This window comes from Micromonospora sp. NPDC049044 (assembly GCF_040649215.1).
GTDB lineage: Bacteria > Actinomycetota > Actinomycetes > Mycobacteriales > Micromonosporaceae > Micromonospora.
The window spans coordinates 1-20,952 of the sequence record NZ_JBEZFA010000043.1 but is presented as its reverse complement, the minus strand read 5'-3'; the positions used below and the strand labels follow the sequence as shown (position 1 = coordinate 20,952).

Genomic DNA, 20,952 nt, shown 5'->3' with positions numbered 1-20,952 from the left:
GCATCGAGCCGTCTCCGTGGCGTTGGGGCGAGCGGGGCATGGCCCAGGAATGTGACGTACAGACATCCGCAGGGTTTCCGAAGTAAAACGCTCACAACAGAGCAAGTCAATGCCCTTCGCAAGCCGATGTGGACAGGTCCGATCAGGAGCGCTCACGCTGTTGCCCTCACGCGCAAAGCGATCTGATACGATCACAATCGTTCATAGTCGCGCTATCGGTCCGAGGAGCCATGGCTGTCGCAGACCGCCTCGCAGGCCCGCTGGCCTCGGCCTGGTGCCGTAACCGGGCGAGAGTCTCGGCACCGGCGCTCGCGCCGCCGCACGAAGCGTTCCCCGGAGGTCCCGCATGACACAGGACAGCCCCGTCGTCGCCATGGCGGAGGGCTCCCGAGGGCCGCTTCAGGTCGCCCGCCGCCAACAACTGTTGGCAGCCCTGCAGCGGGACGGTTCGATGCGCATCTCCGACCTGTCTCACGTGCTGGGCGCCGCGCCGGTCACCATTCGGCGCGACATCGCGGAGCTGGCCGCCGAGGGGTTGGTACGCCGCGTCCACGGTGGGGTCGCCCTGATCCTGCCGGACGACGCCCCGGCCGTGGACGAGGCGCCGGGCATCGGCCTGGACCCGCTCGTCGGGCGGACCCTCGGCATGCTCGTGCCCTCGTTGGACTACTACTGGCCGGACGTGGCTCGCGGCGTCGAGGCTGCCGCGCGCGAGCTCGACATGCGCGTGGTGCTGCGCGGCTCCTCCTACGACAGCGAGGACGACCAGCCGCAACTGGCCCGCCTGGTGGAGCGGATCGGCGTCGACGCGCTCATCATCGCGCCGAGCATGGCCGCCTCGAGCGCCGCGCGCACCATCGATTGGCTCGACCAGGTCGGCGTCCCCGTCGTCCTGTTGGAACGTACCGCCACGGTGGGCAGCCACCGCGCGGTAATGGAATCGGTGGTCACCGACCACGCGCTCGGCGCGGCCATGGCGGTACGCCACCTCACCTCACTCGGACACCGCAAGGTCGGTCTGGTGCTCGACGCCAACAGCCCCACCAGCCAGCACGTACGGCGTGGCTGGCTCGACGCCGCTGCCGAGTGTGGCCTCGACCCGGACGCGACGGTGCTGGCAGTGGTGCCCGACGCGCGCTCACCGGAGCGGGACACCGTACTCAACGACGTCCTCGACCGGTGTCGGGCGACCGCGACGACGGCGCTGCTGGTGCACGCCGACGCCGAGGCCATCGCGTTGGTGCAGCACTGCGAGGAACGGCATCTCTCCGTTCCCGGCGACCTCTCCATCGTCGCCTACGACGACGAGGTCGCCGGGCTCTTCAGCCCGCCGCTGACCGCGGTCCGACCGCCGCGACGCTCGATCGGACGGGCCGCCGTGCGTCTCGTGGCCGACCGGCTCGTCGACCCCGACCGCCCCACCCACCGGATTGTCATCAGCCCGTCGCTGCGGATCCGGGAGTCGACCGCGCCACCGCCCGCGTAGGGGGTCTTCCTTCCCGGTCACCCGGGGGACCACCAGGACAACGACCCGGCCCGGTGGCTCGCCGAGGTCGCGCCGAATCCGCAGCCAGCCCTCACCGGCCCCCGGGAGCAGTGCCCGGGTTCAGCAGACTGGTGGGGGCAGGCGCTCCGCGTCGGCCCCCGGCCAGCAGCGGCTCACCCAGCAGCAGGGCGACAGTGCCGAGGGTCAGCAGTGCTCCCACGAGGAACGCGCCGCGCACCCCGAACGCCGACAGCGCGGCGCCGCCGACGAGGGCGCCGGCCGCCACGCCGACGTTGAAGGCTGCCGAACTCGCGGCGAAGCCGATCTCCGTGCGGCCCGGACTCACGTGCAGGATGCGGGCCTGGGCGGCCGTGAAGATGGGTGCGGCGGAACAGCCGAGCAGGGCGAGGCCGATGATCACCAGGGCCTGGTTGCCCGCTGACTGGAAGAGCAGCAGCATCGCTGCTGTCTGCGCGCAGACCGCGAGCACCAGGCAGGCACGCCGAGCAGGGTGGCGAGCGAGCCGCACACGGACGTCACGGCGAGGACCCGGCCGCGTATCTCCGGTGCGAACAGCCCCACCGCCACCGAACCCATGACGGCCCAGAACACCGCCTGCGCCACTGCCACAACGATCCGAGCGCCCAGCAGCACGCCGTACGACGTGGTGAGCACGGACCCGAGGGTCGCCACGGCCAGGACCACCAGGACGCCGGCGAGCACGAAACGACGGGGCAGGTGCCTGGTGAGTTGCGCCATCGGCAACGACACGACGGCGACGGCGAGACCGTAGCCGGTGACCAGGAAACCGGCGGCCGGCAGGGAGACGCCGAGGTCGGCCGACATCAGATTGAGCAGGCCGATCGGCAGGTTTTCCGTGGTGTTGAAGATGAAGGCGGACAGCGCGATGGCAAGCAGAACGCTCACCCGGCGTCCAACGTCAAACGACATCCGTCTGTTGTTCCCTCCGAGTCGACAAGTGTCCGCCAGGGTGTGCGAACCGCGACTCATCGGCACCAGCCCGTCGCCGTGCCCTGTCTAAGAGTCGTCCGGGAATGGCCTGCTTCCGATTTCGGTGGCAAATGCGGTGACGGGGGTGGCAAGACCGATGGTCGCCGAGTGACGTCCGTCGAAATCCTTCGGGAAAGGTACCGTACTTTGTGGGCGGTGCGGTGCCGGAGGTGCTGGCGCGATCCCGCGCGGCGGTCGAGCAGCAGGTCACGCCCGGTGCGGGGCGGGCCCAGGGTGTGGCGCGGTCGAATGCGCGACACCCAGTCGACCGGTCGCCCGGGCCAGGCACAGCCACCGATTGCGACAAGCCGCCGAAGGCGTGGTCCTCAGGGTTTTTGCGATTCCGCATCAGGGATTCCCCTGAGGCTCTGCTTCCACTTTCGAATCAGTGGAATCGTCCGCAGTGTCGACGCGGTAATCCCGGCCCGCCGATAGGTTGAAGCCGCGAAGACCGACCCGGGCCGCCCGGGGGCGAAACGCATCTCGATGACACCTCGACCGGACGGCGGTAGTCGACTGATGTTTCGGGCCACCTGGAAAAGCCTGCTGAGTCGCAAGCTACGGCTGGCGATGTCCGCCATGGCGGTCGTCCTCGGGGTCGCCTTCGTCTCCGGCGCGCTTGTCCTCACCGACACCCTGGGCCGCTCCTTCGACTTGATGTTCTCGTCGGTGTACTCGGACACCGATGTGGGCGTGACCGGCACGGCGACAGTGGACGTCGCCGAGGTCGACGGCGGTGCGGCGCCGACACGTGTGCCGGCGTCCCTGATCGACAGAGTCGCGGCGGTGCCCGGCGTGGCGAGGGTGACAGGTGTCGTGTCGGTCGACGGCGTCCGGGTGGTCGGCGGCAACGGCAAGGTCATCCCGTCGGTCGGCGCACCCCGCGTCGGCGAGAACTGGACCGGGGAGAGCCCGCTTGTCAGGTTGCGGGAGGGGCGGGGGCCCCTCGCGCCGGACGAGGTGGCGATCAACGCATCGCTCGCCGAGGCCGGCGGCTTCGCGGTCGGTGACTCGATCGACGTGTTGACGCTCGAGCCTCGGCGCGCCTTCACGCTGGTCGGCATCTTCGGCTACAGCGGCGGGCGGGACACCCTCGGTGGCACCATGTCTGTCGCCTTCACCGAGCCGGTCGCGCAGCGCCTGATGCTCGGCGGTGCTGACGTGTTCAGCAGACTCAACGTGCGGGCCGCGGAGGGGGTCGAGCCGGTCGAGCTTCGCGATCGGGTGCGCGTGACGCTCGGCGGCGAATACCAGGTGAGCACCGGTGCTGACCTGGCCGACGAGGCCGCTGCGGGCTTCCGGGACGGGCTGGCGTTCTTCGGCCAGATCCTGCTCGGCTTCGCCGCCGTCGCGCTGTTCGTCGGCCTCTTCCTGATCCTCAACACGTTCTCGATCATCGCCGCCCAACGTACCCGGGAGATGGCCCTGCTGCGCTCGATCGGCGCCAGCCGCCGGCAGATGCTGCTTTCGGTGTTGGCGGAGGCGACAGCCATCGGGCTGGTTGCCTCGGTGCTCGGTCTGGCTGCCGGAGTCGGCGTCGGCGCCGGGCTGGCGTCCCTGGTCAGCCGCTACAGCGGCAGCCTGACGCTGGCCGGGCTGGGCGTGCCGCCGTCGGCGGTCGCCGCGGCCTTCGGGATGGGCATCGGGGTGACCGTGATCGCGGCGATCGTTCCGGCGGTGCGGGCCTCCCGTGTCCCGCCGATCGCCGCGATGGTGGACACCGCCGGGCCGGACCGGCCGTTGACCCGTCTCGCGACGACCGGTGCCGTGATCAGCGGAGTCGGCGCGGTGCTGCTGGTCCTCGGCCTCACCGATGTGGTGCCCGGCGCGATCGTCGCCGTACTGCTCGGGGTGCTCGCGTCGTTCGTCGGGATTTCGCTGCTCACCCCCGTCATCAGCCGTCCCGCGGTGGCGCTGCTCGGCACGGTCTTCGCCGGCAGCATGCCCGGCCGGCTGGGCCGGCTCAACGCCGGCCGGAATCCGCGCCGCACCGCGATCACGTCAGCCGCGCTGATGGTGGGGATCGCGCTGATCACCGCCGTCAGCGTGGTTCTCGGCTCGGCGTCGGAGAGTATTCGTGGGCTGGCCTCCGGGTCACTGCATGCCGACCTGGTGGTACGCGGTGAGCAGACCGGACTCCAGCAGCCGGGTGTGCGTGCCGAGGTGTTCGACGAGGTGGCGGCGCTGCCCGGGGTGAGGGCGGCGGCAGCGGTCTACCGTGACCAGGCCATTGTCAACGGCGACCAACAGTACGTGACGGTCATCAACGACCTGGGCGCGCTGACCGAGGTCTTCGCGCTGCACCCGGTTCAGGGTGATCCGCGGACGCTCGGGCCCGGGGACATCGTGGTGGATCAGGACCACGCCACCGACCTGGGGTTGTCGCTTGGCAGCCCGGTCACCGTCCAGTTCGCCAAGGGGCAGCAGCGGACGTACACGGTCACCGGCATCTACCCGGAATCCGATCTACCCGGTGGAATGGCCCTGCCGGAGGACGCGGCGCGGTACCTGCGCGCACCGACGATCTCGCTCGGGTACGTGCAACTCGCCGACGACGTGCCGGTGGATCAGGTCAAGCCGCGGATCGAGGGGTTGCTCGCCGAGGATCCAGAGGTCTCCGTTGTCGATCTGTCCAGCTTCGCCAATCAGCAGACCGAGTCGCTCGACCAGATCCGGCTGATGATCCAGATGCTGCTCGGCCTGGCCATCCTCATCGCGATCCTGGGTGTGGTGAACACCCAGGCCCTGTCGGTCATCGAGCGGGTGCGGGAGATCGGCCTGCTTCGGGCGGTCGGGCTGAACCGGACGCAGACCATAAGGATGATCATGGTGGAAGCGGTGATCATCTCGCTGTTCGGCGCGCTGCTCGGTGTGGTCGTCGGAGGTGTCCTGGGGGCGGCGGCCGTGCAGGGTCTCGACGAGGAGGGCATCGGCGAGCTCGTCGTGCCCTGGGGGCAGATGGCGATCTACCTTGCGGGAGCCGGTGTGGTCGGCGTGTTCGCGGCGGTCCTCCCCGCGCTGCGCGCAGCCCGGCTCAACGTCCTGGACGCCATCGCCACGCCATGACGTACCGCCCGCCCCCGGGCCGGCCACCTCGTCGATTCGGTGAACCGGACACGTATCGCGCCGTGCTGTCGAAACGGCGCTTCTTCCCGGGGTCGTGGCGTGCGGCGCATCGCCTTCCGTGCCGTCGCCGACGGAGATAGAACGATCGGTCTTGACCGGAGCGATCCGAGTGGCTACGGTTCTCTAAGAAAGAACGTTCGTTCCACCCTGCGGAGGTCGGGTGGACGGCGGTGACTGAAGGAGAGCGCCATGCCCACCAAGATCACCCTGATCATCGGGAATCCGGCCACCCCCGACGAGTTCGAGAAGGTCTACGCCGACGTGCGTCGGGCCGCAGAGACGCTCCCGAAGCTCCAGCGGACCGAGTCGGCAAAGGTGTGGCCGAAGGAGGACAGCTCGCCCACCCCCGCGTACCGGACGCTCGACCTGTACTTCGCCAGCTACGAGGACGCCGCCGCCGCAGTCGCGACGCCCGTTGCCGGCACCGTCTTCGGCGGCCTCCAGGGCGCTCAGGTGGAGATCACGGGGCTGTTCTCGAACATCGAGTAGCACCCGCGTCGCGACCCGGCGGTGGCTCGACCCCCGCTGGGCGTCCCTTCGCTCGTCGATCAACAGAAGGATGACCATGACCACCGTTGCCGTTCCCGGCATCTCCACGACGGCCGCTGCCCTGCGGCGGTTGTACTTCGGGCGCTTTGCCTTCGCGATCGTCTGGGCTGCCGTGACGTTCCCCCTCGCCAAGCACCTCAACCCCCTCACCGCCGCGCTGCTCGTGGTCTACCCGCTTTTCGACGTGGCCGCCGCCATCGTCGACGTCCGCACGTCCCGGGCCACCGGATCGCCCACCCTGCTGTACCTGAACATCGCGATCAGCCTGCTCGCCGCTGTGGGCCTGGGCATCGCCGGCGCGTCCGGCATCCCGGCGGTCCTGCGCGTCTGGGGCGCCTGGGCGGTCGTGGCCGGGCTGATCCAGCTGATCGTGGGCCTCACCCGCCGCAGGATGGGCGGCCAATGGCCGATGATCATCAGCGGTGGCATCTCGGTGATCGCCGGTGGGTCGTTCTTCGCGGCTGCCTCCGCGGACAACCCCGCGCTCACCAACGCGATCGGCTACGCCATCCCCGGCGCGATCTTCTTCCTCATCGCGGCCATCCGACTCGGCCGCGTCGCGAAGGGAAACTGAGGTGGAGAACTCCACGTACGACGTCGTCGTCATCGGCGCCGGGCCGGTGGGGGAGAACGTGGCCGACCGCGTCGTGCGGGGCGGCCTGACCGCCGCGATCGTCGAGCGGGAACTGGTGGGTGGTGAGTGCTCGTACTGGGCCTGCATGCCGACCAAGGCCCTGCTGCGCAGCCAGACCGCGCTCCGGGCGGCTCGTCAGCTGCCCGGAGCGCGCGAGGCGGTGACCGGCGAGCTGGACGCGGCGGCCGTGCTGCGCCGCCGGGACGAGTTCGCCTCGCACTGGAAGGACGACGGTCAGGTGTCCTGGCTCAACACAGCCGGCATCGCGCTGTACCGGGGCCAGGGACGGATCAGCTCCGACCGGATCGTCGAAGTGACCGCCGCGGACGGCACCACGACCTCGCTCACCGCCCGACACGCGGTCGTCATCGCTACCGGAAGTAGCGCACTGGTGCCGGACATCGCCGGTCTGCCCGAGGCGGCACCGTGGACCAGCCGGGCGGCAGCCGCCGCCAGCGACGTTCCCGGCCGGCTCGCGATCATCGGTGGTGGCGTGGTGGCCGCGGAGATGGCGACCGCGTACGCGGGCCTCGGATCGGTGGTGACGGTGCTCGCGCGGGACGGAGTGCTCACGCGGGCGGAGCCCTTCGTCGGTGAACGGGTCACGCAGGCCCTGCGGAACGCCGGCGTGTCGGTGCGCCCCGGTGTCGAGGCCACGTCGGTGAGCCGCGACGGCGACGGCACGGTGCGCATCGTGCTCACCGACGGTGCGCAGATCGAAGCCGACGAAATCCTCGTCGCGGTCGGCCGTACGCCGAACACGCACGACGTGGGCCTCGACCGGGTCGGTTTGACGCCGGGTGCCTGGCTCGCCGTCGACGACACCCTGCGGGTGGTCGACGGCGCAGGGGCGTTGGTCGGCGCCGGATGGCTGTACGCGGCCGGGGACGTCAACCGGCGGGCGCTGCTGACCCACCAGGGCAAGTACCAGGCGCGTGCGGTGGGCGACGTCATCGTGGCACGGGCCAGGGGCGAGGCGGCAGACGACCGCCCGTGGGGTCGGCACGTCGCCACCGCCGACGAGCGGGCCGTGCCGCAGGTCGTCTTCACCGACCCGGAGGTCGCGTCGGTGGGGCTGACCGCAGCCGACGCCGCGGCCACCGGGCTGCGGATCCGGGTGGTCGACTACGACCTGGCCGCCGTCGCCGGATCCGCGCTGCACGCCGACGGCTACCAGGGGCACGCCCGGATGGTCGTGGACGAGGACCGGCACGTCATCGTGGGCTTCACCCTCGTCGGTCCGGACGTCGCGGAACTGATCCACGCCGCGACGATCGCCATCGTCGGCGAGGTGCCCCTGGAGCGGCTGTGGCACGCGGTGCCCGCGTACCCGACGGTCAGCGAGGTGTGGCTACGCCTGCTGGAGGCGTACGGCCGCTGACCTGAGCCGTACGCCGACGGGCGTGCTCGCCGGCGGAGCGTCGCTGCGCCGAGAAGAGGACGAAGTCGGCTCGTTGCCCCTGCCGTGGCTGAAGGGCTGTCGCGCTGGGGCTAACGGGCCGACTCTGTCGACTGACGCTCGGAGTTGATTCTGAGGAGCCCTTCGACACCACGCAGGAAGGTCTCGGAGACGAGCGTGGGGTCGGAGAGGCATCCGGCCGCCATGGCACCGTCGCGCAGCATCACGAAGTGGCGCGCCGCAGGATCCGCCGTTCCTTCGTGGACCTGTGCCATGAGGGTGGTGATGGTGTCCAGGAACCATTGCCGGTGGGCCATGAGTTCCTGGTGCACGGGATGGTTCGGGTCGGGATATTCCGCTGCGGCGTTCAGGAACGCGCATCCACGGAACCCGGGGGACTGGATGTTCTGAGCGATGGAACCGGCGATGGCCAGAAGGGGATCGGCGGAGGATCGATTGGCGGCGACTGCCTGGTCGACAATGCCGCGCTCCATCTGCTGTACCTCACGCAGGTAGGCCAGGATGAGGTCGTCCTTGCTGGGAAAGTGCCGATAGAAGGTGGCCCTGGTCACCTTCGCCTCGGCGATGATCCGGTCGACGCCGACGGAGTGAATGCCCTCGGCGTAGAAGATCCTGGTCGCCGTCTGAAGAAGCCGGAGTCGTGCCGCAGAGGGCCGGGCATCGGGTTCGTCGCGCGTCACCCGACCATCGTAGCGAATAGAACGTTCGGTCTGGACCGGGCGCGCGGCGTCGAGTTGTCCGCGCGCTCCGGGTCGGGTGCCGGCCGCCGGGATCGCTGACTGGGCGAGCTGCCGGATACCTGCTCCGTCGACCGGCCTTGTCGATCCGGTCCGCGTATCACACGCAGCGGGCGGCGAGGCCTCTCGAAAGGAATTCCAGATGAGCTCTGCTCCAGACATGACTGCCCAACATGCAGGAATGCCGACAATCGTGCTGATCCACGGGGCATTCGCCGACTCGTCGAGTTGGAGTGGGGTGATTGCCAACCTCAAGCGGCGGGGCTACCCGGTCATTGCCGTCGCTAATCCGCTGCGCGGCGTGCAGAAGGACGCCGCTTACATTCGCGCTCTTCTGGACAGCCTGCTCGGACCAGTCGTGATGGCCGCCCAATCCTACGGAGGGGTGGTCATGACCGAGGCCGCGGACGGTGCGTCCAACGTCAAGGCTCTGGTGTACGTCGCCAGCGTCAGCCCGGACGTGGGCGAGAGTGTGGTCGGGTTGCTCGTCAAACACCCCGGAAGTCAACTCACCTCCGCCATCAAGATGGTGCCGATCCCTGCCGACGACGGTGGCACGACAATGGATCAGTACATCCTGCAGGACAAGTTCCCGGAGGTGTTCGCCGCCGACGTCGACCCCGCGACCGCCGAAATCATGGCGGTAACGCAGCGGCCCGCCTCAGCGAGTGCCCAGGAGGAGAATGTGACCAAGGCCGCCTGGAAGTCGATCCCCTCCTGGACCCTGATCAGCACGCAGGACCAGGGCATTCCGCCGGACCTGCAGCGTTTCCTGGCAGAGCGGGCGGGATCCACGACAGTGGAGGTCGCCGCCTCCCACGCTGTGGCAGTCTCGCAACCCGGCGCGGTCGCAGACCTCGTCGACACCGCCGCCCGCGCCACCGCGCGTTAGCTGTTCCGCCCAACGGGTCAGGCCCGCGATCCTGAACGTCGCGAGGGCGGGGAATCTCGTTCCCAGGGCTGGGTGCCGCGCCCGCACGGCGCGAACGCGTGCAGCGCGAGCCGGACGCCGTGGAGGCGGTCCCGCCCGAGATCTGGCTGGCCGAGGCGTGAGACACGTTGGCGATCATCGATGTGCCTGTCGCATCGTCGACCTATGACAGGCGTCTGTTCGTCCTCGCTGTTCCGCCGTCTGCGGCCGGGTCCGCTGGCCGTCGTCGTGGTGTCGGCGGCGGTGCTCGCCACCGCACTGGCCACCGTACCGATGGCCGCTGCCGGCACCGTGGCGTACCCGGGAATCGCCCCGACGCCCGGCGGGGCCCCAGCGGCCGTCGCAGCGCCCAACGCGACCACGCCGCCGACGGTGCCGAGCACGCCGGGCACCTCGCCCTTCCCGCCGAGCGCGCCCACGAACCTGGCCGCCAGCGAGGTCCGGAGCGGGTCGGTCACCCTCACCTGGACGGCCGCCACGCCCGGCTGTTGTGCCATCACCGGCTACGACATCACGTACTACCAGGTGCTTGACGATGTCGTCTACACCGCCAGCGTCGGGGCCGTCACCACCACCACGATCACCGGCTACTTCCGCCCGGGCCTGGAGTACCTCTTCCGGATGACCGCCCGGGACACCCTCGGACACCGCTCGACCTCGACGGCCACCCTGACCGTGGTCATCCCGGTGACGGACACGCCGTCGCCCTCGACCTGCCGGGTGACCTACCGCAACCAGTCCGAGTGGCCTGGCGGTTTCGTGGCCACCCTGACTGTCGAGAACGTCGGGGCGGCGCCCATCGACGGCTGGACTGTCACCTTCGGCTTCCCCGGCGACCAGCAGATCACCTCGGGGTGGAACGCCACGCTCAACCAGACCGGCGCCACAGTCACCGCCGGCAACGTCGACTGGAACCGGGCCCTGGCGCCGAACGGCTCCGCGAGCTTCGGCGTACAGGGGCGGTGGAGCGCCAGTGCCGCGCCGCCGACCAGCTTCTCGCTCAACGGTGCCGCCTGCACGGTGGGCTGATCGTGGCCCGGCCCGTCCCCCGCCCGAGAAGGAGTCGCGTGAACACCTCTTCGACCACACCCCACCGTCGACGCAGGGCCCTGCTCGGGGCGGTCACGGCCGGCATCCTCACCGCCGGCGCCACCCTCGGTGGCACCACCGCGCCCGCCGCCGCCGCGAACACGCTCAGTATGCGGGGGGCCGACGTCTCCTCGTTGCAGCGCAGCCTGGACCTGGGTGCCAGGTACTACGACGCCGGTGGCGTCGCCCGCGACCCGCTCGACATCCTGAAGTCCGTCGGCGTCAACTACGTCCGACTGCGGGTCTGGAACAACCCGAGCAGCGGCTACAACAACAAGAGCAGGGTGTTGGCCCAGGCGCGGGCGGCCAGGGCGAAGGGCCTCAAGGTGCTCATCGACTTCCACTACTCCGACACCTGGGCCGACCCCGGCAAGCAGTACAAGCCGGCTGCCTGGGCCGGCCACACCCTGAGCCAGTTGCGTACCGACGTGTACACCTTCACGTACGACGTCTGCTCCAGCCTCAGCCAGCAGGGCACCCCACCGGACAGTGTGCAGATCGGCAACGAGATCAACGTCGGGATGCTGTGGAACGAGGGCAAGGTCGTCAACAACGACTTCGCCCCGCTGGCCGGCCTGCTGAAGCAGGGTTACAACGCGACGAAGGCGTGCGGCGGCGGCATCCCGGTGATGATCCACACCGCAAACGGCGACAGCAACGCCAACGCCAGGTGGTTCTACGACGGTATCCGCGCCCAGGGTGTGCAGTGGGACATCACCGCCCTGTCGTACTACTGCGTGTGGCACGGCACCCTGGCGAACCTCTACAACAACATCGTCGACCTACGCGGCCGGTACGGTAAGCCGGTGGTGATCGCGGAGACCGCGTACCCCTTCACCCGGAACAACGCCGACAGCGAGCCGAACGCCATCGGCGACGCGACCTGTGACGGCATCAGCGCGACCTGGTCCGGGCAGGCCCAGGAGTTCGACTGGGTGCAGAACACGGCCCGCAACGCGGGAGCGATCGGCGTCTTCTACTGGGAACCAACCTGGTACGCCATCAACGGCAACGGCTGGGACCCGGCCAACATCAACGGCACCGGAAACCAGTGGGACAACATGGCCGTCTTCGACTGGTTCGGGCGGGTGAACCCCGGCGTGCGCTGGACGCCCTGACCCGCACCCGGCGGTGACCGGTGGACGACCACCGCCGGTTCGGCCCGGGGTCAGAGCCGGGAGGTGAAGGTGGCCAGGAAGCGGTGTGGGGTGACCACGCCGGCGTTGTCGAAACAGATCACGTCGACGTCGGCGTTCGTGGTGTACGGCCAGGGCTGGGTGAGGTGGCAGTAGTTACTTCCGGCCCCCTGGGCGACCACCTGGACGTGCGTCTCCTTGAGGCCGACCTGCGGGAAGGTCGCCAGGTAGCGGCCTGCGGGCGCCAGCGGCGCCACAGTGTTCGCACCGACCCCGAGGACCGAATTATCGTTTGTCGGACCGCCGACGGCGGTACCCAGATAACCGAAGTACGACGGTGGGGCGAGGGAGCCGATCACCGGCCGCCGACGGTGGTACGAGAGGGTGAAGTCGGTGTCGATGAACGCGCCGGCCTGGTTGTAGCAGAAGACGTACACCTGCACGTCGGTGCCGACGGCGCTCCAGGAGTAGACCTTGCACCGGCGCGGCCCGGCGTTTGGTTGCCCGGCGGTGACCTGCACGTTTCCGGCGAGCACCCCGCCCAGCCCCACCCCGGGCAGCCGCACCAGGTACTGCCCGACGCCCAGCGGCCCGACAGTGTTCACCACGCCCGTGGAGTTGTACGACTGCGCCACCACGCCGCCACCCCACTGCACGTACGCGTGGGACGTGCCGGCGGGCAGCACGCCCGAGCTGGTCGTCCAGAGCACGGTGAACGGGGTGTCCTCGCGGGTGCCGCCCGGCCGGTGGCACTGCACGTCGACGATCTCGTCGGCGCCGGACTGGAACCAGCGAACCACCTCGCAGTAGTGCCCGGTCCGGTTCACCGGCGTCACGTGCGGCACGCCCCGCGAGCCGGCACCCACCTGGGGGAAACGCACCTGGAAGCGGCCGGGCGCGAGCTTGATGCCCTCGGCCCAGGCGGCCCGGAACGCGGTGATCCGTACCCGCGCTGACGCTCGTCAATGTTGCGAGAGTGCGTCCAGACGTGTTGGAATGGCTCATATCGCCGCAGCGCGGGGGCAACCGCGCTGGGAACGGCAAGCACGGGAGCAGCGCAGTGCCAGCAGCGGCGTCGCCGTGGCGGGCGCTCGCGCATCGCATCGCCGGGTCATCTTCAGGGCGGCGGGCACACTGCCAGGCCGCCATCCGCGCCCGCCGTACGTAGCCCCCGGTCCGTGTCCTCGTCGGCCGACGCGTTCGACGTTCGACAGCCCGGGGCCGTCCGATTCGGTCCGCCAGCGTGCAGAACCGGCGACGAGGTGAGAAGCAGTCATGATTTCCCGAGAGAGTCTCGTGGGTTGGTACCGGCACCGCTTGGTGTGGGTGGCGGTGATCCTGCTGGCGGTGTCGGCCGGCGCTGTCGTCCTCGTCAACCGGACCGACCCGGAGACGAAGCCGGCGGATCTGCAGACGCAGATCGTGGCCCGGATGCGTACCACGCTCGAACAGGTGGACCCGGGCCAGCACAACCACGCCGGGCACGATGCCCAGCAGGCGGCCACCGCGGAGAAGCCTCCGGTGATCTGCGGGGTGCGCGTGTACGGCTACGAGCCGGCCGAGGCGACAGCGCTCGCCGACGTGCGGACGGTGTACGGATTCCACCTGTGCGGGGTCGCCGAGCGGGGGCGTCCCTGGGACGTCGCGGTCAAGCTGGCCGGCCCGGTGATCATGGACATGTCCACCGATCCGCCGGGCATTCAGGTGGTCGAGGCGACCGCTGACGTCAGGTTCGTCGACCGGCTGCGGCAGATGTTCCCGGACAAGTACGAGGAGTTGGCGCTCAAGGAGGCGCTTGCCGAGTCGGAGATGGCCGACCAGCGCCGCCGGTACGACGCCGCGGCCGGGCTCTGACGCCGCCGGTACGACGCCGGGGTTGGGCTCTGGCAAAGCCGGGCGGTCACTCCCGCGCCCACCCGGGCGTCGGATCCGGGCCTGTGGCACCGCAGGCCGGCCCGTATCTGGCCCTTCGACAGTTGTGAACCGGTGCGCCGGTGCGGGCCCATCCGCGCGGCGCCGTCGAGGCGGGGGCCTTTGGCCGCGTCCGAAATTAGACAGATCAACATTGATATTTACAGACATCGATGTAACAGTTGGTTTGGGAGCGTTCCCATTGTGATCTTTAGTACCGAAGAGCGGAGGATGAACAGTGCGTCCACACACGTCCGATCTATCCGGCGGACGATCCCGGTCAACCGTCCGTCGATCCCTCCAAGCGCTCGTCCTGCTGTTCGCCATGGTGGTTGGCACGCTGCCCTTCACCGGGGCGGCCCAGGCGCACGGCACCATCATCAACCCGGCGAGTCGCGCCTATCAGTGCTGGAAGACCTGGGGCAACCAGCACATGAACCCGGCAATGCAGCAACAGGACCCCATGTGCTGGCAGGCGTTCCAGGCCAACCCCGACACCATGTGGAACTGGATGAGCCAGCTGCGCGACGGCCTCGCCGGTCAGTACGAAGCCCGTACCCCGGACGGGCAACTGTGCAGCAACGGCCTGTCCAGGAACGACTCGGTGAACCAGCCGGGTGCGTGGAAGTCGACGCCCGTCAGCCGTAGCTTCACGGTCCAGCTGTACGACCAGGCCAGCCACGGTGCCGACTACTTCCGGGTCTACGTCACCAAGCAGGGGTTCAACCCGAGCACCCAGCGGCTCGGATGGGGCAACCTTGACCTGGTCGCCACGACCGGGCGCTACGCGCCGGCGCAGAACATCTCGTTCAACGTCTCGACCTCCGGGCGCAGCGGAAACCACATCCTGTTCGTGATCTGGCGGGCGTCCCACCTGGACCAGACCTACATGTGGTGCAGCGACATCACCATCAGCTGATCGACAGGAGCGACAACCGCGGCACTGCCCCGGCCCAGGACTCCAACGCCCTGGGCCGGAGCAGTGCCGCTGACCGTTGGGTCACCAGGCCCCTACTGTCGTCGCTCTTCGGACGACCGCGGCGTCACCGCTCGAGGTGGAGTTCGCGGGCGAGCCGGTCCACCGCCTGCTTCGCCTCGACCAGGCTGGCACCGGTCTGGTTGCGGTAGGCGCGAACAGCATGAATCGTCTGGCCGCTCTTGAGATGCCGGACGACTTCCGGGTCCATCGGCTCGGCGATGCCGAGGTGGTCCATTATCAGATCGAGCTTGCGCTGGACGGCCGCGAGTTGCATCGCCGAGCGGCGCTTCTCCTGGGACGCGGCTCCGACCGCAGCCGCGACCGACCCGACAATGGCGATGACGAGAAACGCTACTTCCCACGGACCCATTGGCACATCCAACCACCGGCGCGCAATCGGGGCGCCAGGGCGGTCCAGTGCTACGCGACGACGAGCAGGCCGCCGGTCGGCTGGACAGTGCGTACCCCCGGACGGCGTTTCGCGAGGAGGAACGTCGGCGGCGGGTCGCGACCGATCCGCCATCGTGGTTGCCAGTGGCGTCGGAATCATCACGGCCGCACTGCTCCACCACAGTGGAGTGGATTTTTCGTCGGCGGTGGTCGGGGGAGGCGTGGCCGTCGGCGGGACCATGACACTCGCCCTGGAGGTGCTCAAGTACCTGCGCGGCCGGTGATCTCGATGACCGTGAGACCGGCTCCCGCACCTCCTGGAACCAGCCGTCCGGCCATCGGCGGGGCCGTGACCAGTGCTGTCGATCTCTACGATGTGGTGGTCGTACGAGAGCGGGGAGGGTCGGCCGTGAGCGTCTGCACCACCTGCCGGGTGGAGGATCGGGTCCTGGTGCGAATCGACAGCTGGGGCGTCCCGCACGGCACCTCCGGACACCAGATCAACCACCGCTGGACCAGCCTGTCCGCCTGTCCGCAGTGCGAGACCGGCCGCCTCGTGCGCTTTGACCATGACTGTTTCCACATGCCGTGGGAGGAGCCGTGGGACATGGCCTGGTCCTGGTGGGTCGCCGTCGACGGGGTGCGACGGTTGAAGGCCGCGCTCGCCAGCTGCCCGGACGCGCTGCGGCCGTCGTGCGAGTGCCCGGTGCACCGGTCGCTGCGGGACAGCACCGACAGCTCGCCGTCGCCTGAGGTGCAGGTGACGGTCATGGTGACGGCGGACGGGTTGCCCCAGGTGCGACAGGCACCCGTGCCGTGAGGGTTGTCGTAGGGACAGTGGTTCCGGATTCTGACGTTCTCCGGGCCTGCCGGACCGTGCTCGCCTTTCGAACGTCGGAAACCGCGAGGAACATGACAGGCAACGGGATCGTCGTGCTGTCCGGCCCACCGTGCTCGGGCAAGACCACTGCCCGACAGGTACTGGCCAAGGAACGCGCCTACTCAGGTCGGGTCCACCTGGAGGTGGACTCCCTGTTCGACCTCCTCTTCCCCGAATCCGACCGGAATCGTGACGACCGCATGCACGCGTACGCAGGCGCGCATCTCCTCGCCCGGATGCTTGTCGATCGCGGAGAGACCGTACTCCTCGAATGCACCTACGCTCGCCGTGACCAGCGAGCCAGCCTGGTGGAAGCATTGGCCGGCTCCGCCGCGCCGCTCTGGGTCGTCGAGTTCCTCGTGACTCCCGACGACGCTGCGAGCCGATTCCGGGAGCGCCACCAAGCCACGGATCTCGACGAAGCGCTCGTCCGCGAGCGCGCGGAGGCGTTCCGCTACTTCGACGGCGCACTCCGGGTGGAGTCGTCCGCGGGGACCCCCGAGGAGCACGCGCAGCGCATCAACACGTGGCTGCGTCAAGGCCCTACCCCGGTGGACCAGGACGCCTGGGTGCGGGCCGGAAGAGCCTGGACCTGAGCGCCGCGCTCACCTCGGCTCCCACCGTGCTGCCGAAGGGGCGTCCCGGCGGGGGCCACACCGCGGTCAGCTCAACGTGAACGTCACGTCGTCCACGTCGAAGGCGGTGGCGCCGTTGCCGGCGGTCTCGCTGGCGACGAAACTGACGGTCGCGGTGCGCTCGGTCGTCGCCGTCCCGGTCGCCATCGTGTACTGCCGCCACTGCGCGCCGCCGTCGAAGGCCAGCGAGAACCTGGTCTTCGGGGGGATCCCGGTGACAGCCAGCCCGACGTTCAGGTAGTCGCTGCGGCTGGTCTCGGTGGTGAGGGTCCGGACCCAGAAGCGGACCGTCAGGTCACAGTTGGCCGGCACCGTTGCGGTGGTGCGCAGCAGGTCGCCCCGCGTCACGTCCAGTCCGGCGAAGGTGGCGTACCCGCGTCCGGTGTGTGCGGGTCGGGTCGCGTCGCCGACCACGACGATGCGGGGGCCGGCGGTCCAGCCGGTGGCGCCGTGCTCGAAGCCCGGGTTCGGATGGATCTGGCCGGCGCAGGGCGCGTCCGTCGCCGGCCGGCCGCCGGACGCGCCGCCCGTGGTCAGGAGCAGCATGGCCGCAACCGAGGCGGCGGTGACAAGGGCCTTCATCAGTCCTCCCGAGTCGCGATACATCTGAGTCTGTCGATATATGTCGACCATGGCCGCTGGGCGACGGTGCGTCAAGTCCTTCCCGGCCCCGACCTGCCGCTGGCCCACTGAGGTACTGTCACGCCAGCTCAGCGGCTCGTTGAAGGTGCGTGAGCGGGCACACTGCCGCTGCCTGCGACGCCTCGACCCGCGTGGCCAGAGGAGTGGATGCCCGGATGACGGTAGGGCGGTCAGTGCCCAGCCGAGACGACGTGCTCGGCTACTTCGACACCCTGTCGAACTGGGGACGGTGGGGCGACGACGACGAGCGCGGGACGCTCAACCACATCACCGACGACGTCCGGCTGGCGGCGGCGCGGGCGGTCCGGCACGGCCGGAGCGTGTCGTGCGCGTGGGACATCACCGTGCCGCAGGACATGGAACGGTCGACGACGACGTGCCCCTGCGCCGCCGACATGCCGGGTGCCGAGAACATCCCGGTGCCCGCCTTCCACGCCGACCGGCGTTGGGGTTTCTCGTCCGAACGGCTCGGCCTCACGTTCCACGGCAACACCCTCACCCACGTCGACTCGCCGTGCCACATCTTCTGGGACGGCGCGATGTACAACGGGCGGTCGCATTCGTCTGTCGACGCCGCTGCGGGATCGGCGTGGGCAGCCGTCACGGCGGCGGCGGACGGGATCGTCACCCGGGGCGTCCTGCTTGACGTCGCGGCGGTCCGCGGTGTGCCGTGGCTGGAGCCGGGGGAGGGGGTTTTCCCCGCTGACCTGGAGGCCGCCGAGCGCCGCCAGGGGGTGCGGGTACGACCCGGGGACGCGGTGCTCCTACGGACCGGATTCGGCCGCTCGCGGCACGAGACCGGTGCGGCCATCGGTCTCACGCAGGCCGGCTGGCACGCGTCCTGCCTGCCGTGGCTGCACGAACGGCAGGTCGCGCTGATTGGCGCCGACACGCCCCAGGACGTTCAGCCGTCGGGGTACGACGACGTGTTGATGCCGGTGCACGCGGTGAGTCTCGTCGCGATGGGCCTGTGGCTGCTCGACAACTGCGACCTGGAGGCGTGCGCGAGCACAGCTGCCCAGCTCGGTCAGTGGGACTTCCACCTGGCGGTCGCGCCGGTCCGCTTCGCCGGCACCTCGGGCAGCCCGGTCAACCCCATCGCCACCTTCTGAATCCATCTCCCGGCGGGGGCCGCGAGCGGTCCTCGCCGGAGGCAGCGCGCACGTCGGACTGGCAGGTGCGCGACGATGGCACCGTGTCGATGAAGCGCGTGGAAGACCCAGCCGCCCTGTTGGCCTGGCTCGCCGGCCGGCCCGAGCACGAGACGCACACCGGCTACGCTCCCGCCGGGTGGGGGGCGTCGACGTGGATTCTGCACGCCATGTACGAGAACGCCAGCCACGCCGGGCGGGGCACGCACCATGAGGTGCGCCGCCGCGGGCTCGAATCGGGCGACCTCGCGCCGCTGATCGTCGGCGGGGTGGACCTCGACGATGGCACCATCGACACCGGTACGCCGCTGGGCTTCGTCGTCCGGCCGGGAAGCGCCTGGCGTCGCGTGCTCTGGTCGCAGCAACCGGGACAGGCACCAGATCCGCGATACCCGCCATGCCACCGCTGGTTCCCGCACCAGAGTTGGCCGGTCGCCGTCCAGCCGCCACCCGAAGGTTCCCTGGACGAGGAGAGCCTCACGGCCCTGCTGGACACCCTGTGCCGGCACTCGGTCGACGGGTCGGGCACTGACTGCGTCGCCTTCTTCGCGTCCCTGCCAGCCAACGACTACGACCACGTCCACGTGTGGCGCGGGCCGTTGTCGGCAGTTCCCGAACTGCTCGAGGAGCGCGGCGGCAGCTACCTGTTCTCCCCGACGAATCTGTGGCCCACCGACCGGTCCTGGTTCGTCTGGACGGACTACGACCTGCAGGGCACCAGGGTCAGCGGACCCACGCCCCTGATCGAGGCGGTCCGGAGCAATCCCGTCCTCGAGACGGTGGACTGGCCGGGGTGACGCCGGGCGGCGCTTCGCCGAGCACGGCACAGAGGCGATGAGGTAGCGACACTAGTCGATATTGCTGGATCGGCTGCGAGTGTGCTGGAATGGCTCGCATCGCCGCGGCACGGGGGCAACCGTGCTGGAAACGGGTAGCACGGGAGCAGTGCAGTGCCGGCGTCGCGCCACTTCGGCGCACGACGCCGCATCGCCGGGCCACTGTCACGACGACGGGCAGGTGCCGGTCGTACGTGTCCCCGCCCCGTATTCCCCCGACACCGAGACGCCCACCCCGCCGCCGTGCCGACGCATCGAGATCGGCGACGCGGTGAGCAGCGATCGGGATGTTCGGGGAACGCACTCTGGCCCCGCCCGCCCGCGGGAGGGCCCCACGTCATGGAGGATGACCATGCGCCGTTTCCTCGCGGTGTGCACCGCCGCCCTGATCCTCGGCACCGCTGCCGGCAGCGTCCCGGCCGCCGCGTCCGGTGTCTCCCCGCGTTCGTGTACCCGTGGCCTGCTCTTCTGCGAAGACTTCGAGCGGCTGCCGCCGGGCGGGGCCAGCACCCTGGACTGGGGCGTCGACACGCGCAACGGCACTCTCACCGTCGAGCGTGCCCGCCGCGGCAACCAGGTGCTGCACATCCACACTGTGGACAACGGGCGGGCCTTCCTGCGCGTCGACGATTTCGCCGCGCCGGGCAACCGCTTCTACGGCCGGATGCGGCTGCGCGTCGACGCCTTCCCCACCGCCCCCGACTGGGCGCACTTCACACTGGTGGAGGCGACCGGCACCGGCAGCCCGGAGGTCGTCCGTCCCGTCGGCGGTCAGTACGCACCCACTGTCCCCGGAACCTTCTGGGGGGTGGGCGCCGACGGCGGCCCGACCGGCGACTGGACAAACTGGCGGGAGTCCGCCCCGGTCACCGAGGACACCTGGCAGTGCTTCGAGTGGAAACTCGACCCGACGGACAACCGCGTCTCGGTGTGGATCGACGGCGTGGCGAACCCGGAGTTGACCGCTTCCACGACCGAGCATGGCGGCAACGACGTGCCCTTCGTGCTGCCGACGGTGAACACCGTGAAGATCGGTTGGCAGCTCTACCAGGGTGGCACCACTCCGGGTGAGTTCGACCTCTGGATCGACGACGTCGCGCTCTCCACCAGGAGGCTCGGCTGCTGAGTCCCGCGCAGGTGTCACGGCGGCCCGCTATCTGGGCCGCCGTGGCCGGCCGATATGAGCGGCTTCGGCAGCGGCGCGTCGTCCACCCCCAAGATCCTTTAAAGGCATCGCGAGCGGCACGCGGGAGATCGTTCTTGGCCTGGTCGCGCAGATTGTGCGAGATATGCGACTCGGGTAGGGCGGGAAGTTCGTTGGGTGTCTATGTTCGAGTGACTGTGGGTCGAGTTCACGGGAGGGGCTTCGGATGGGTGCGAAGTTTTCGATCACCGACAATGCGGTCAAT

Annotated in this window: 21 protein-coding genes; 15 read left to right on the top strand and 6 right to left on the bottom strand. The window is 69.7% G+C overall.

The window, feature by feature from the left end; translation table 11 throughout:
- The first annotated feature begins 346 nt into the window (after window positions 1-346).
- The gene (locus AB0B85_RS27920; protein ID WP_357411939.1) at window positions 347-1,486 is read left to right on the top strand and encodes a substrate-binding domain-containing protein; all 1,140 of its coding nucleotides are present in this window, start codon (window positions 347-349) and stop codon (window positions 1,484-1,486) included.
- Between the two features lie 91 nt (window positions 1,487-1,577).
- On the opposite strand, the gene AB0B85_RS27915 is transcribed toward AB0B85_RS27920, so the two are convergent.
- A complete protein-coding gene (locus AB0B85_RS27915; protein WP_357411938.1) occupies window positions 1,578-1,946 on the bottom strand; it encodes an MFS transporter in 369 nt (122 codons plus the stop codon).
- Window positions 1,904-2,437 carry an MFS transporter gene (locus tag AB0B85_RS27910; RefSeq protein WP_357411937.1) on the bottom strand — a complete coding sequence of 178 codons (534 nt, stop codon included), beginning with the start codon at window positions 2,435-2,437 and terminating at the stop codon, window positions 1,904-1,906. Before AB0B85_RS27910 ends, AB0B85_RS27915 begins: the two co-directional genes overlap by 43 nt.
- Window positions 2,438-3,016: 579 nt before the next feature.
- On the opposite strand from AB0B85_RS27910, the gene AB0B85_RS27905 reads away from it, so the two are divergent.
- The 4 genes from AB0B85_RS27905 (at window position 3,017) to AB0B85_RS27890 (ending at window position 8,187) form a co-directional block, all read left to right on the top strand.
- Window positions 3,017-5,563: an FtsX-like permease family protein gene (locus AB0B85_RS27905; RefSeq protein ID WP_357411977.1), complete on the top strand. Its 2,547-nt coding sequence runs from the start codon at window positions 3,017-3,019 to the stop codon at window positions 5,561-5,563.
- A 249-nt stretch (window positions 5,564-5,812) separates the two neighbouring features.
- A complete protein-coding gene (locus tag AB0B85_RS27900; protein ID WP_357411936.1) occupies window positions 5,813-6,112 on the top strand; it encodes a hypothetical protein in 300 nt (99 codons plus the stop codon).
- Window positions 6,113-6,188: 76 nt separating this feature from the next.
- The gene (locus tag AB0B85_RS27895; protein WP_357411935.1) at window positions 6,189-6,746 is read left to right on the top strand and encodes a hypothetical protein; all 558 of its coding nucleotides are present in this window, start codon (window positions 6,189-6,191) and stop codon (window positions 6,744-6,746) included.
- Between the two features lies 1 nt (window position 6,747).
- A complete protein-coding gene (locus AB0B85_RS27890) occupies window positions 6,748-8,187 on the top strand; it encodes an NAD(P)/FAD-dependent oxidoreductase (RefSeq protein ID WP_357411934.1) in 1,440 nt (479 codons plus the stop codon).
- A gap of 110 nt (window positions 8,188-8,297) precedes the next feature.
- Here AB0B85_RS27890 and AB0B85_RS27885 read toward each other — a convergent pair whose 3' ends face one another.
- Window positions 8,298-8,906: a TetR/AcrR family transcriptional regulator gene (locus AB0B85_RS27885; protein WP_357411933.1), complete on the bottom strand. Its 609-nt coding sequence runs from the start codon at window positions 8,904-8,906 to the stop codon at window positions 8,298-8,300.
- Window positions 8,907-9,144: 238 nt separating this feature from the next.
- On the opposite strand from AB0B85_RS27885, the gene AB0B85_RS27880 reads away from it, so the two are divergent.
- The 3 genes from AB0B85_RS27880 (at window position 9,145) to AB0B85_RS27870 (ending at window position 12,101) form a co-directional block, all read left to right on the top strand.
- Window positions 9,145-9,855: an alpha/beta hydrolase gene (locus AB0B85_RS27880; protein ID WP_357411932.1), complete on the top strand. Its 711-nt coding sequence runs from the start codon at window positions 9,145-9,147 to the stop codon at window positions 9,853-9,855.
- 204 nt (window positions 9,856-10,059) lie between these two features.
- Window positions 10,060-10,923 (top strand): cellulose binding domain-containing protein, encoded by an 864-nt coding sequence (locus AB0B85_RS27875; RefSeq protein WP_357411931.1) that lies wholly within the window; start codon window positions 10,060-10,062, stop codon window positions 10,921-10,923.
- A 38-nt stretch (window positions 10,924-10,961) separates the two neighbouring features.
- A complete protein-coding gene (locus AB0B85_RS27870) occupies window positions 10,962-12,101 on the top strand; it encodes a glycosyl hydrolase 53 family protein (RefSeq protein ID WP_357411930.1) in 1,140 nt (379 codons plus the stop codon).
- Between the two features lie 50 nt (window positions 12,102-12,151).
- On the opposite strand, the gene AB0B85_RS27865 is transcribed toward AB0B85_RS27870, so the two are convergent.
- Complete coding sequence (locus tag AB0B85_RS27865) at window positions 12,152-12,955, bottom strand: hypothetical protein (protein ID WP_357411929.1); 804 nt, start codon at window positions 12,953-12,955, stop codon at window positions 12,152-12,154.
- A 439-nt stretch (window positions 12,956-13,394) separates the two neighbouring features.
- Between AB0B85_RS27865 and AB0B85_RS27860 the strand changes: the two genes are divergently transcribed.
- Both AB0B85_RS27860 and AB0B85_RS27855 read left to right on the top strand, forming a co-directional pair.
- The gene (locus AB0B85_RS27860; protein WP_357411928.1) at window positions 13,395-13,973 is read left to right on the top strand and encodes a hypothetical protein; all 579 of its coding nucleotides are present in this window, start codon (window positions 13,395-13,397) and stop codon (window positions 13,971-13,973) included.
- A gap of 382 nt (window positions 13,974-14,355) precedes the next feature.
- The gene (locus AB0B85_RS27855; protein ID WP_357411927.1) at window positions 14,356-14,949 is read left to right on the top strand and encodes a lytic polysaccharide monooxygenase; all 594 of its coding nucleotides are present in this window, start codon (window positions 14,356-14,358) and stop codon (window positions 14,947-14,949) included.
- 124 nt (window positions 14,950-15,073) lie between these two features.
- Here the strand turns inward: AB0B85_RS27855 and AB0B85_RS27850 are convergent, their stop codons facing one another.
- A complete protein-coding gene (locus AB0B85_RS27850; protein WP_357411926.1) occupies window positions 15,074-15,379 on the bottom strand; it encodes a hypothetical protein in 306 nt (101 codons plus the stop codon).
- A 429-nt stretch (window positions 15,380-15,808) separates the two neighbouring features.
- Between AB0B85_RS27850 and AB0B85_RS27845 the strand changes: the two genes are divergently transcribed.
- Both AB0B85_RS27845 and AB0B85_RS27840 read left to right on the top strand, forming a co-directional pair.
- Window positions 15,809-16,219: a hypothetical protein gene (locus tag AB0B85_RS27845; RefSeq protein WP_357411925.1), complete on the top strand. Its 411-nt coding sequence runs from the start codon at window positions 15,809-15,811 to the stop codon at window positions 16,217-16,219.
- A gap of 92 nt (window positions 16,220-16,311) precedes the next feature.
- Window positions 16,312-16,875 (top strand): AAA family ATPase, encoded by a 564-nt coding sequence (locus tag AB0B85_RS27840; protein WP_357411924.1) that lies wholly within the window; start codon window positions 16,312-16,314, stop codon window positions 16,873-16,875.
- 66 nt (window positions 16,876-16,941) lie between these two features.
- Here AB0B85_RS27840 and AB0B85_RS27835 read toward each other — a convergent pair whose 3' ends face one another.
- Entirely contained in the window at window positions 16,942-17,496 is a 555-nt protein-coding gene (locus tag AB0B85_RS27835) for a hypothetical protein (protein ID WP_357411923.1), read from the bottom strand.
- Window positions 17,497-17,729: 233 nt separating this feature from the next.
- Between AB0B85_RS27835 and AB0B85_RS27830 the strand changes: the two genes are divergently transcribed.
- The 3 genes from AB0B85_RS27830 to AB0B85_RS27820 all read left to right on the top strand — a co-directional run bounded on the left by AB0B85_RS27830 (window position 17,730) and on the right by AB0B85_RS27820 (window position 20,669).
- The gene (locus tag AB0B85_RS27830) at window positions 17,730-18,668 is read left to right on the top strand and encodes a cyclase family protein (RefSeq protein WP_357411922.1); all 939 of its coding nucleotides are present in this window, start codon (window positions 17,730-17,732) and stop codon (window positions 18,666-18,668) included.
- Between the two features lie 83 nt (window positions 18,669-18,751).
- Window positions 18,752-19,504 (top strand): hypothetical protein, encoded by a 753-nt coding sequence (locus tag AB0B85_RS27825; protein WP_357411921.1) that lies wholly within the window; start codon window positions 18,752-18,754, stop codon window positions 19,502-19,504.
- A 391-nt stretch (window positions 19,505-19,895) separates the two neighbouring features.
- On the top strand, window positions 19,896-20,669 hold the full coding sequence (locus AB0B85_RS27820; protein WP_357411920.1) for a hypothetical protein: 774 nt from the start codon (window positions 19,896-19,898) through the stop codon (window positions 20,667-20,669).
- The last annotated feature ends 283 nt before the right edge of the window (window positions 20,670-20,952 follow it).